The sequence below is a fragment of the Amycolatopsis sp. NPDC021455 genome, assembly GCF_040640995.1.
Taxonomy (GTDB): Bacteria; Actinomycetota; Actinomycetes; order Mycobacteriales; family Pseudonocardiaceae; genus Amycolatopsis.
Window position 1 is genome coordinate 85,364 of the sequence record NZ_JBFACT010000006.1, and the last position, 12,213, is coordinate 97,576.

Here is a 12,213-nt window from a genome sequence, read left to right on the forward strand (position 1 = left end):
CTTAGGACAAAGGAGTCCTCATGTCCCTCAGGCTGCGCGCGGTCATCCTCGCCGGCTTGGCCGCGGTCACCCTGGTTCCCGCGCCGGCGGTGGCCGCGGCCGTCCAGAAAGCGCTTCCCGCGCAGTGTTCGGGTACGGCGCCGATCAAATGCCACTTCGCGGTTTCCCCGGGCAACTACGACGTCACCGTGGGGCTCGGCAGCACCACGAAGGCGGCTAACACGTCGATGTCGGTGGAGGCGCGCAGGCAGGTCCTGAACGCCGTCTCGACCAGTGCGGGCCAGGTCGTGCCCACCACGGTCACGGTCAACGTGCGCAACCCGGAGGGCCAGCCCACCGGCCAGGGCGGCACCGGGACCGCGGGCCTGGACATCACGTTCGGCGGCAGCGCGCCGGCGATCGGCTCGCTGACCGTGACCCCGGCCCAGTCCCCGCTGGTGACGTACCTGGCGGGCGACTCGACCGTCTGCGACCAGCCGGCCGCGCCCTACACGGGCTGGGGCCAGATGCTGCCCGCGAACGTCCGGAACGGTGCCGTGATCGCCAACTACGCGGACTCGGGCGAGAGTTCGGGCAGCTTCCTGTCGAACAGCAAGCTGTTCCCGACGATGAAACCGTTGATCAAGAGCAAGGACCTGGTGCTCATCCAGTTCGGGCACAACGACAAACAGACCTCGGCCACGGCGTTCCGCGACAACCTCACCAAGATGGTCACCGGCGTGCGCGAACGCGGCGGCGTCCCCGTGCTGGTGACCCCGCCGGTGCGGCGGTTGTTCAGCGGCACCAAGCTGACCTCCACGGCGTTGCACGTCAACGGCGTGGGCGTGGACCTGCCCGCGGTGATCAGGGCGCTGGGCCAGAGCGCGAACGTGCCGGTGCTCGACCTGACGGCCAAGAGCAAGGCCCTGGTGGAGTCCCTCGGCCCGTCGGAGTCCCAGAAGATCTACCTCACCCAGTCCGCCGACGGCGTCACCGACAACACGCACTTCTCGGCGTACGGCGCGACGCAGATGGCCAACCTGGTGGTGCAGGGCATCCGTGAGCTGAACCTGTCGCTCGCCGGCTACCTGCGCCCGGCCGCGGCGCAGGTCGACAAGCTGAACCGCGGGGTGGTCAGCGTCCACACCGCCCAGGGCAACACCGTCGGCTGGCGCCTGCTCGCCGACGACCCGCCCGGGGTGGCGTTCAACATCTACCGCGACGGCACCAGGGTGACCGCGACCCCAGTCACCGGGCCGACGAGCTTCGTGGACGCGGGCGCGCCCGCCGGGGCCGGATACACGGTGCGCCCGGTGGCCGGCGGCGTCGAGCAGATGTCGGCCTTCGCCGCGGAGGAGTCGTTGACCTTGACCGGCGAGGTCGCCGCGAGCACGCGGGACATCCCGATCCAGCCGCCCGCCGGAGGTACCACCCCGTCCGGCGAGAGCTACACCTACGCCGCCAACGACGCGAGCGCCGGGGACCTCGACGGGGACGGTCAGTACGAGATCGTGCTCAAGTGGGACCCGACCAACTCGAAGGACAACTCGCAGTCGGGCTACACCGGCAACGTCTTCGTCGACGCCTACAAGCTGGACGGCACCCGCCTCTGGCGGATCGACCTCGGCCGCAACATCCGCGCCGGCGCGCACTACACGCAGTTCCAGGTCTTCGACTACGACGGCGACGGCAAGGCCGAAGTCGCCATGAAGACCGCGGACGGCACGCGGTCGGGCACCGGCCAGGTCATCGGCAGCGCGAGCGCCGACTACCGCAACTCGAGCGGGTACGTCCTGTCCGGCCCGGAGTTCCTGACCATGTTCAACGGGCAGACCGGCGCCGCCGTGTCCACGGTGAACTACGACCCGCCGCGCGGCACGGTGTCCTCGTGGGGCGACAGCTACGGCAACCGCGTCGACCGGTTCCTGGCCGGGACGGCCTACCTCGATGGCTCCCACCCGAGCCTGATCATGAGCCGCGGCTACTACGCCCGGACCGTGATCGCGGCCTGGGACTTCCGCGGCGGCGCGCTGACCGAGCGGTGGAAGTTCGACTCGAACTCGGCCGGCTCGCAGTACACCGGCCAGGGCGACCACCAGCTGGCCATCGCGGACGCCGACGGCGACGGCCGCGACGAGATCGTCTTCGGGGCCATGGCCATCGACGACAACGGCAGTCCACTGTGGAACACCAGCAACGGCCACGGCGACGCCATGCACGTCGGCGACCTGATCCCCGGCCGGCCCGGCTTGGAAGAGTTCAAAGTGGACGAGGACAAGTCCAAGCCCGCCGCCTGGATGGCCGACGCGAAAACCGGTCAGATCATCTGGCAGAACGCCTCCTGCAACTGCGACAACGGACGCGGGGTCTCGGACGACATCTACGCCGGCAGCCCCGGCGCCGAGTCGTGGTCGTCCGCGGTGTCCGGGCTGCTGAACACCAGCGGGCAGAACATCGGGCGCAAGCCGTCGTCGACGAACTTCGTCATCTACTGGGACGGTGACGCCCAGCGCGAGCTGCTGGACGGCACCCACATCGACAAGTACGGAACCGGCGGGGACACCCGGCTGCTCACGGCGTCGGGCGTGCACGCGAACAACGGCACCAAGAACACGCCGTCGCTGCAGGCCGACCTCTTCGGCGACTGGCGCGAGGAGGTCGTCTGGCCGACCTCGGACAACCGGGCGCTGCGGATCTACTCGACCACCGACCCGACGAGCATCTCGCACGTCTCGCTGATGCAGGACCGCCAGTACCGGGAGGCCGTCGCGTGGCAGAACACCGCCTACAACCAGCCGCCCCACCCGAGTTTCGCGATGGCGAGGTGACGGCGTTGCCCACGTTCCGGAAAGTCTTCGCCGGTGTGCCGGCGCTCGTGCTCGTCCCGCTGACCGCGGTGTCCGCCGCGGCCGCCACCCAGTACCGGACGGTCACGGACTTCGACGCCGGCTGGCTGTTCAACTATGGTGACGCCAGTGGTGCCGGCGGTGCGTCCTATGACGACGGTGGCTGGCGCAAGCTCAGCGTGCCGCACGACTGGAGCATCGAGGGCCGGAACCCACCGGCGAACCCGTTCTCGCAGTCGGCGCCGAGTACCGGCCGCGGCGGCTACCTGCCGTCGGGCATCGGCTGGTACCGCAAGCACTTCTCGCTGGCCGGGGTGCCCTCCGGCCGCAAGGTGTCCCTCGAGTTCGACGGCGTGATGGCGAACGCGAGCGTGTACGTCAACGGCACGCTCATCGGAACGCACCCGTACGGGTACACGAGTTTCCGGTACGACATCACGGCGGCGGCGAAGCTTGGCGGCGACAACGTGGTCGCCGTCAAGACCGACACGACGTCACAACCGGCGTCCCGCTACTACACCGGCGCCGGGATCTACCGGGACGTCCGGCTCATCACGACCGCGCCGGTGCACGTCGGCCAGTGGGCCACCCGCGTCACGACACCGAACAACAACACGGTGCACGCGGAGACGACGGTGGTCAACGAGAGTGGCTCGGCGGCGAGCGTCAGTGTCCAAGGCGTGCTGAGTGACCCCGGCGGGGCCGCGCTGCCCGCGGTCACCACGGCGGCCAAGACCATCGCCGCCGGGGCGTCGGCCACGTTCGCCTACGACGTGCCGGTGAGCAACCCGCGGCTGTGGGACCTCAGCAGCCCGAACCTGTACTCCCTGGCGACGAACGTCCTCGTCGGCGGCACCGCCGTGGACGACGACATCACGTCCGTGGGCATCCGCACGCTGACCTTCAACGCGTCCACGGGCATGAGCCTCAACGGCAAGAACGTCAAGTTCCAGGGTGTCGCACTGCACCAGGACTTCCACGGGCTCGGGATGGCCGCGCCGCAGCGGGCGGTGCAGCGGCGGCTCGCCCAGCTGAAGGCGCTCGGGGTGAACGCCATCCGGACCGCGCACGACCCGCCGAGCCCGGCGTTCCTCGAGCTCACCGACCGGATGGGGTTCCTGGTCCTCGACGAGTTCTTCGACGTCTGGACCCAGCACAAGTACTCCGACGTCGGCGACTACGCGACGTACTTCAACCGGACGGCGTCCGCGCCGACGGGGACGCCCGCGGTGCCGGGCGCGAGCGGCTCGGTGCCGTGGTACCAGGTGGACGCCACGAGCGTGGTGATGCGCGACCGCAACCACCCCAGCGTGGCCATGTGGAGCACCGGCAACGAGATCCGCGACCCGATCGCGACGCGCACGCCGCTGCTGACCAGGATGGTCTCGATCGCGCACGCGCTGGACCCCGGCCGGCCGGTCACCCAGGCGCTGTTCCGGCCGGGTGACAGCGGTGACGTCACCGGGGCCACCCGGACCATCGTGGACGTCTTCGGCGGCAACTACCGGCCGGACGAGGTCATCCAGGCCGCGAAGACGTCTCCGGCGCGGCCTGGGCTGTTCACCGAGATGGGCACCGACACCTCCGCATGGCCGACCGTGCGGAACAACGCCATGGTCACCGGCCTGTTCCTCTGGACCGGCGCGGCCTACCTCGGGGAGGCCGACGGGCTGTGGCCCCGGGGCGAGAGCGACTTCGGCCTGATGGACGGCGTCGGCACGGTCCGGCCGATCGGGTACTCCTGGCAGCGCACTTGGGGAGCGCCCACGACGTCGCCACCGCCCACCGGCACCACGGCGAACCGCGTGCTGCTGTCGCCCGACCACAGCACCGTCTCGACGGACGTCGACGACGTCTCGTACGTGAAGGCGACCGTGGCCGACTCGTCCGGCCGGGTGGTGACCGGCTCGTCCGCCGCGGTCACGTTCAGCGTCAGCGGGCCGGGCGTGCTGGTGGCGGTCGACAGCGGCAGCCCGGTGCAGGAGAGCTTCCGCGGCTCGGTGCGGAAGGCCTACCAGGGGGTCGCCTACGCCCTGGTGCGGGCCACGGGTCCGGGCACCGTCACGGTGACCGCGACTTCCGGCGGCCTGACGACGGGCACGACCACCCTGACCGGCGCCACGGCACCGTTCGTCCCGTGTTCCGGCAGTTGCGACTGAAGAATCGTGGAGTTGCGCATGAAGATCTTTGCTTTCCTCGTGTTCTCGTTGACGATCGCCGTTGCTCCGGTGGCCGCGGGCAGCCCGGCCGCCGGAAAGACCTACTACGTCTCCCCGGCGGGCAGCGACAGCGCCGCCGGGACGCAGGCCGCGCCCTGGGCGTCGGTGGCGCACGCCCAATCCATCGCCCAAGCGGGTGACACGGTTTATCTCCGGGGTGGCACTTACAGCTATTCCCGCGCGAACAAGGCGTGCGCGAGCCAGACCGACCGGGTGGACGCGATCACCCTGAACAAGAGCGGCAGTGCGGGCAACCCGATCCGCTACTGGGCCTACCCGGGCGAAACCCCGGTCTTCGACTTCTCCCGCGTGAGCGACGACTGCCGGATCAAGGGCTTCGACGTCACCGGGAACTACATCCACCTGAAGGGGCTCGAAGTCAAGGGCGTCCCGCAGAACAACAACCTCAACCACGAATCCTGGGGCATCTGGATCTCCGGGAGCAACAACACCTTCGAGCTGCTCAACCTGCACAACAACATGGGACCGGGCCTGTTCATCCAGGACGGCGGGGGCAATCTCGTCCTCAACTCGGATTCGTACGACAATTACGACCCGCGCACGTCGAACGGAGCCGGCGAAAGCGCCGACGGGTTCGGCGCGCACATCTCCGCCAACCACCCCGGCAACGTCTTCCGCGGCTGCCGCGCGTGGTGGAACTCCGACGACGGGTTCGACCTGATCAACGCCTTCTCGCCGGTGACCATCGAGAACTCGTGGGCCTGGCGCAACGGCTACCTGCCGGAGACGACGACGGCGTCCGGCAACGGCAACGGCTTCAAGATGGGCGGCTACGGCGGCAAGTACGTCAGCAACGGCGTCAAGCACACCGTCCGGGGTTCGGTGGCGTTCGACAACCGCGCTTCGGGGTTCTACGCCAACCACCACACCCTGGCCAACGACTACTTCGACAACACCGGCTACAACAACCACCCCGACTTCAACATGCTCGGCATCAACTCCGCCGGCGCGGCGGTCGGCCTGGGCACCCTGCGCAACAACATCGCCTACCAGGGCACGTTGACGTCGAACATGTCCGGCACGAACGCGTCGTCCAACTCCTGGAACCTGAGCGTGCCGCTGTCGGACGCGCAGTTCCAGAGCGTGTCCACGTCCGGTTGGAACGCGCGGCGGCAGGCCGACGGCAGCCTGCCCGTGCTGCCCAACCTCCGCCTCGCGGCGAACAGCTCGCTGATCGACAAGGGCACCGACGTGGGTTTGCCCTACCACGGCAAGGCGCCGGACCTCGGCGCTTTCGAGTACTGACACCGCCTTTGTCGACGACCCGCTTGGGGCACGGCGGCCCGGCCGGCGCCACAGACCGGTGGTGGCCGGCCCGGCTCGCGCTCGATCGGGTGAAAGCCGTTCGAGCGCAGCGCGGAGGTGACGGTCTGTGCCTGGTCCGGCCGTGTGAGACCCCCGCGGGATCGCGGACTCGCGGCGTATGGTCGCTCCGTGCGAATGCCGAGACAGCGGGACAGCAGCGGGTTCCCGATGGCCCGCGACCACGTCTGCTGGGGCTACCGGCGCCGGGGCGAGTTCCTGGACCGGGCGCGGGAGTTCCTGGCCGAAGGGCTGGCGGAGGGCGCGCGGGTCCTCTACGTCGCCCCGGGTGACGAGGCCGTCCTCGCCGGGCAGCTGCGGACGACCGGGTGGTTCGACGAGGGCGTGCGCCGGGGCGCGGTCCGGGTCGCGTCGGTGGAGTCGACCTACCACCGGGGAGCCGTCGTCGACCCCGCCGGCCAGGTCGGGTTCTACGCCGCGGCGACCTCGGAGGCACTGGCCGCCGGGTTCACCGGCCTGCGGGTCGCCGCCGACGCGACGTCGCTGGTGCGCACCCCCGCCCAGCTGGACGCGTTCGCCCGCTACGAGCACCGCGCGGACCGCTACATGGCCGCCCACCCGATGTCGGCGATGTGCGGCTACGACCTGGACGAGCTGGGCGACGAAACCGTCGCGCAGCTGGCGTGCCTGCACCCCGCCGCGCACGCGGGCGCGACGTCGTTCCACCTGCACGGGCACGCGCGGGACGGGAGTGCCGCCGCGCTGGACGGGGAGCTGGACATGGCGGTCCGCCGGCTGTGGCCGCTGGCGCTGGAACGCGCGGACCTGCCCGCCACGGCCGGGACGATCGAGATCGACGCCGGCGACCTGGACTTCATCGACCACCGCAGCCTGTTCGACGTCGCCGACTACGCCGAGCGGCGCGGCACCACGGTCGTCCTGCGGACGCGGCTGTCCACCCCGGCGCGCCTGTGCGAACTGTTCGGCTTGACCCGGGTGCGCGTGGAGCTCGGGTGGTGAGCGCCGGGCGGGGCTACGACCACGCCGCCGTGCACTACGCCTCCGACGCGGAACTGCTCGCCGTCGTCGTGCCGTTCCTCGCCGGCGGGCTGGCCGCGGGCGAACAGACCGTCGTCTCGCTGGAACCGGACCGGGCCGAGCTGGTGCGTGCGGCCCTCGCGCCCTCGCCGGGCACGCACTTCCTGCCGGCCGGCGACCTCTACGCGCGGCCCGCCGCCGCGATCAAGTCCTACCGCGAGCTGATGTCCGGGTTCGTCGCCGACGGCGCCGCGGGCATCCGCATCGTCGGCGAAGTGCCGCGCGCCGCGATCGACACGTCCTGGGACTGGTGGGCCCGGTACGAAGCGGCGGTCAACCACGCCTACGACGAGTTTCCGCTGCGCAGCGTCTGCGCCTACGACACGCGCACGACGCCGCGGCACGTGCTCGACGACGTCGCCCGCACCCATCCCTTCCTGGCCACGCCCGGCGGCGGCCACGAGGCCAACGCCGGCTTCGTCGACCCGCTGTCCTTCCTGGCCGGCCCGCGGCCGATGACGCCCGACCCGATCGAACACACGACACCGCTGGTCGAGCTCACCGATCCCCGGCCGCCGGCCGCGCGCCGGGCCGTGGTGGCGGCCGGCAAGGCCGACCTGCCCGCCGCGGAGATCGACGACCTCGTCCTGGCCACCAGCGAGATCGTCGACAACGCGCTGCGCCACGGTCACCCGCCGGTCCGGCTGCGGATCTGGACCGACCGCGAGCACGTGGTCGTCACCGTGCACGACGCCGGCGCGGGCCCCGCCGACCCGTTCGCCGGACTGCTCCCGGCCGACCGTCCCGAGGGCGGCCGAGGGCTGTGGATCGCGCACCAGATCTGCAGCCAGGTGACGCTGCACCGCGACGACACGGGCTTCACGGTCCGCCTCATCGCGGGCCGCCCGGCGACGAGTAGCTGAAGACCCGCCTCAAGCACCCCAATGTGGCGTTGGTTGCGCTCAACGCACCGAACGCCACATTGGGTGCGTCCAACGCACCCAATGCCACATTGGGGTTTTCTCACCGGCGGGCTGCGTGGGTCGGCGTGGCAGGCCACTGGGCCGGCTGCGGCCCGCTCATGTCTTGAACGAGTCGTTCAGGACCTGGGGTGTCTTGAACGACTCGTTCAAGACACCCGCCGCCCCGCGGGATTCATGGCTGTCGCTGGCCACCGGAGCTCGCCGGGTGCAGGTAGCCGCGCAGGCAACCCGCATCACCACACCAGACATCGACGCTACTGAGAAAACCTCATTGAGGCGCTTTGGGCAGGGGCGCTTTGGGCGGGCCGCTCAGGCGCAGCGGGGCCGGCCGGGGCAGGCGCGCAGCAGCTTGACGACCGGGGCGGCCGGGATCGTGTCCGGTCCCGGCATGCCCTGCGGCCACTCGATCGACAGCGCCACGGCCGAGGCGTTGTTGCGGTAGTCCGACTCCAGCAGCGTCCGGTCCGCGTTCACCGTGTTCACCAGGTCGTACGTGCCCGCCGGGACGTGCGTGATGTCCAGCCACTGGAAGTCGACCGTGTACTTGTAGTCGTCGCCCGCGCCGACCGAAATCCCTTCGAGCACGTCGAGGGCCGTCGGTTCGTGGTGGCGGCACTGGTTCGAACGGAGTGTCTCGGCGAGGTCGGCGTCGGGACCCGTGTCGCCCGGGACGTGGTCGAGACCGCCGATGTCCGCCACCGCGAACCGGTCGCCGAGGCAGAAGCCGTTCTTGCGGTCGGTGACGATCGTCTTGCCCTGCGGGGAAACCAGCGCGAAGTGCTCGAAGTTCATCAGGTGCCAGTGCTGGTGGGCGACCGCCGGCTCGTAGTACGTGAAAGCCCGGGTGGCTCGCTGCGCCGAAGCGTAGCCGGCCGGGATCGAGCCGTTCGACGCGCTGCGCAGCGCCTGGCGCACGGACATGGTGTCCTGATCGGTGTTGTCGCGACGGCCGTAGAGCAGCAACGGCCCGTCGCCGACGTTCTCCTCCGCGCTGGTGAACCGCAGCCGGACGGCTTTCGCCACGGTGGCCGGGACACACCGCCCGCTGGGCGTCGCGGGGTCGATCACCGGGCACACGTCCCAGGCGTCGCACTGCGCGAGGTCGCCGGAACCGCCGCCGTCGCACCCCGGGATCGCCTGGCGCAGATCGGGGAGGAGGACACCCGGCACCTCGTCGGCGCGCGGGCCTGGCGTGGCGGCGGTGACCAGGGCGGTGACCGAAAGGACCACGGCCGCCAATACCGCGTGTTTCTCGAGCAAGAGCTGCGCCGTTCTGTCCGGGCTTTCCGACCGCGCCATTCTAGGGGGCCGCGGCACGCCGTCGTGTCACACAATCGACTGAGCTGCCACCGTTTCGGTGGCTGCGGTGAGTAGCGTGCGGGCGAACCGACGTCCCCGGAGGGAATGCACCGCATGCCGACCACCACAGCTTTCCGCGAATCAGCCGCCCGCGCCCCGGAAGTGCGGCCGGCCGGGGGCATCACGCTGGTCTGCGGGACGCGGCCGGAACTGATCAAGCTGGCGCCGTTGATGCGGTTCTTCGGCGACGGGTGCGCGGTCGTCTACACCGGACAGCACTACGACCATGCGCTGTACTCGCGCATCCGCGCGGACCTGCCGCCGTCCGGCCGGTTCCACGAACTCGGCGTCGGTGCCGGCCGTCGTGGCGGCCAGCTCGGGCGGACGGTCAGCGCGGTCGACGAAGTCCTGGCCGCCGAACCCGGCCGGGTGGTGGTCGTGCAGGGTGACACGACGTCGGCGCTCGCCGGCGCGCTCGCGGCCAACGCACACGACCTTCCGCTGGTGCACGTCGAAGCCGGGCTGCGCAGCCACGACCGCGCGATGCCGGAAGAGCACAACCGCGTGCTGATCGACCACCTGGCCGACCTCTGCTGCGCGCCGACCGACCTCAACCGCCGCAACCTGCTGGCGGAAAACGTGCCCGCCGAACGGATCGCCGTCACCGGCAACACGGTCGTGGAAGCGCTGGAGAGCGCGCTCCCGGGCGCCGCCGACCGGGAAGCCGTCCTGGCGGCCCGTGGCCTGGCGCGCGACCGGTTCGTCCTGGCCACCATCCACCGCCCGGAGAACGTCGACGACCCGGGCCGGCTCGAGGTGATCCTGCGGGAGCTGGGCCGGCTGCCGCTGCCGGTCGTGTTCCCGCTGCACCCGCGCACGGCCAAGAGCGTCGAGGAGTTCGGCCTGACGCGGCTGCTGGAACCCCTCGTCCGGCTGGAACCCCAGGCCTACCCGGCGTTCCTCGCGCTGGCCGCGGAGGCCGCCGTGGTCGTGTCCGATTCCGGGGGCATCCAAGAGGAAGTGAGTGTCCTCAAGCGACCCGTGGTCGTGGTGCGGCGCAGCACCGAGCGTCCCGAGATCGCCGGGACGTTCGGCGTGCGGGTGCTGCCCGGGCCGGGGATCGGGACGGAGGTCGCCCGGTGGCTCGACGACGTCGCCGGCCACCGCGAACGGCTGCGGGCGCTCCCGTCCCCGTACGGCGACGGGTCCGCCGCCGCCCGCATCGCGGCCGCGCTCGGTTCCGTGCTCGCTCAGCGGGCCGCCGCGGGCTGATTCCCGGCCGGGACGGGGATCCGGCTCGTGACGTCGTTCGCGAGCGCGACGCTCGAGTTCCAGCTCGTGACGTCCGGGTACACGTGGGCGGTCGTGGCCAGCAGCAGGTTCGTGCCCGCCACCGGCACGGCGGGCCGCTCGGCCAGGTAACCCAGCGGGTACACCGGTTCCACGAACGGCGCCTTGAACACCCGCACCCCGGCGAGGTCGTCCGGGCCGAGCTCGGGGTACAGGCCCCGGAGCTGGGCCGACCAGCGGGCGGCGATCGCCGTGTCGTCGTCGAGGTACAGCGGCGAGCCGCGATCGGTGTACCGCATGACGTAGACGAGGTGGTGGCCGCCGACCGCGCCGGCCAGCTCGGACATCGCGACGACCCCGTCGAACTCGGTGCCCGAGTGCAGCACCGGCGTCCAGTAGTGCTCGGTCACCGGGCGGCGGAGGAAGAACACGCCGGTGACCACGCCCTGGTAGGGCAGGTCGGTCCGGGGCAGCCGGGCGGCGAGCTCGTCGTCGGCGATGCGCCGCAGCAGGGGCAGCGGCACGGTGGAGACGACGTGGTCGGCGTCGAGGACCTCGCCGTGGGCCAGGGTGAGGACCGCACGGCCGCCGGTGCTGTGCAGCCGCCGCACCGGGGTTTCCGTGCGCACGGTGCCGCCGGTGCGCTCGATCGACGTCCGCAGTGCGTCGATGATCGTCTTGTAGCCGCCCGCCGGGTAGCCGCGGGTGGCCACGTTGCGCTCCCGGCCCAGCCGCTGCCACAGGTACAGCGCGGGAACGTCCCCGAAGGACGGTCCGAACTTCGAGCCGAACATCGGTGCGAAGAGCCGTTCCCAGACGACGTCGCCGTAGAGCCCGCGCAGCCAGTCCTCGGTGCGCAGCCGGTCGAGGTCCTTGCCCTCGCCCAACCGCCGCAGCAGCAGCGAAACCACGCCGAAGCGCACGCGGTCGGGCAGCCGCAGCGCGGAGAACCGCAGCAGGTCGAGCGCGGAGTTGAACGGGTGGTGGCGACCGTCGACGACCATGCCCATCGTGGTTTCCCGCCACCGCACCGAATCCCGCAGGCCCAGCTCGCCCAGCAGGGCCAGCAGACTCGCGTCCGAAGGCATGACGCAGTGGTAGAACCGTTCGGCCCACCGGTCGCCGTGGGCGAAGAACGTGCCGAGGCCGCCGAGCTGGTCGCCGCTCTCGAGCAGGGTCACGCGGGCGCCGCGCCGGACGAGGCGGTGGGCGGCGGCGAGGCCGCAGATGCCGCCGCCGATCACGGCGACGTGCGGGGAGTCGGGGAGGGTCACC

8 protein-coding genes are annotated in these 12,213 nt (G+C 71.1%); 6 read left to right on the top strand and 2 right to left on the bottom strand.

Translation table 11 applies throughout. From position 1 onward, the window contains the following. Positions 1-20: 20 nt before the first annotated feature. The 5 genes from AB0G28_RS11555 to AB0G28_RS11575 all read left to right on the top strand — a co-directional run bounded on the left by AB0G28_RS11555 (position 21) and on the right by AB0G28_RS11575 (position 8,289). Complete coding sequence (locus AB0G28_RS11555) at positions 21-2,807, top strand: GDSL-type esterase/lipase family protein (protein WP_361086499.1); 2,787 nt, start codon at positions 21-23, stop codon at positions 2,805-2,807. Further along, on the top strand, positions 2,804-4,984 hold the full coding sequence (locus AB0G28_RS11560; protein ID WP_361086502.1) for a glycoside hydrolase family 2 TIM barrel-domain containing protein: 2,181 nt from the start codon (positions 2,804-2,806) through the stop codon (positions 4,982-4,984). The genes AB0G28_RS11555 and AB0G28_RS11560 overlap by 4 nt, the downstream gene beginning before the upstream one ends. Positions 4,985-5,002: 18 nt before the next feature. Beyond that, entirely contained in the window at positions 5,003-6,310 is a 1,308-nt protein-coding gene (locus AB0G28_RS11565) for a right-handed parallel beta-helix repeat-containing protein (protein ID WP_361086505.1), read from the top strand. 195 nt (positions 6,311-6,505) lie between these two features. Continuing rightward, on the top strand, positions 6,506-7,348 hold the full coding sequence (locus AB0G28_RS11570) for an MEDS domain-containing protein (RefSeq protein ID WP_361086893.1): 843 nt from the start codon (positions 6,506-6,508) through the stop codon (positions 7,346-7,348). Then, complete coding sequence (locus tag AB0G28_RS11575; protein WP_361086508.1) at positions 7,345-8,289, top strand: sensor histidine kinase; 945 nt, start codon at positions 7,345-7,347, stop codon at positions 8,287-8,289. The genes AB0G28_RS11570 and AB0G28_RS11575 overlap by 4 nt, the downstream gene beginning before the upstream one ends. Positions 8,290-8,658: 369 nt before the next feature. Here AB0G28_RS11575 and AB0G28_RS11580 read toward each other — a convergent pair whose 3' ends face one another. After that, positions 8,659-9,609 (bottom strand): lysyl oxidase family protein, encoded by a 951-nt coding sequence (locus AB0G28_RS11580; protein ID WP_361086511.1) that lies wholly within the window; start codon positions 9,607-9,609, stop codon positions 8,659-8,661. A gap of 153 nt (positions 9,610-9,762) precedes the next feature. On the opposite strand from AB0G28_RS11580, the gene wecB reads away from it, so the two are divergent. Next, a complete protein-coding gene (gene wecB / locus AB0G28_RS11585; RefSeq protein WP_361086514.1) occupies positions 9,763-10,920 on the top strand; it encodes a UDP-N-acetylglucosamine 2-epimerase (non-hydrolyzing) in 1,158 nt (385 codons plus the stop codon). On the opposite strand, the gene AB0G28_RS11590 is transcribed toward wecB, so the two are convergent. Next, positions 10,899-12,212 carry an NAD(P)/FAD-dependent oxidoreductase gene (locus AB0G28_RS11590; RefSeq protein WP_361086517.1) on the bottom strand — a complete coding sequence of 438 codons (1,314 nt, stop codon included), beginning with the start codon at positions 12,210-12,212 and terminating at the stop codon, positions 10,899-10,901. The genes wecB and AB0G28_RS11590 overlap by 22 nt on opposite strands. Between the last annotated feature and the right edge of the window lies 1 nt (position 12,213).

Coding starts and splice junctions, on each gene's coding strand:
- AB0G28_RS11555 (WP_361086499.1), top strand. CDS start 21: ATGTCCCTCAGGCTGCGCGCGGTCATCCTCGCCGGCTTGGCCGCGGTC.
- AB0G28_RS11565 (WP_361086505.1), top strand. CDS start 5,003: ATGAAGATCTTTGCTTTCCTCGTGTTCTCGTTGACGATCGCCGTTGCT.
- AB0G28_RS11570 (WP_361086893.1), top strand. CDS start 6,506: ATGCCGAGACAGCGGGACAGCAGCGGGTTCCCGATGGCCCGCGACCAC.
- wecB (WP_361086514.1), top strand. CDS start 9,763: ATGCCGACCACCACAGCTTTCCGCGAATCAGCCGCCCGCGCCCCGGAA.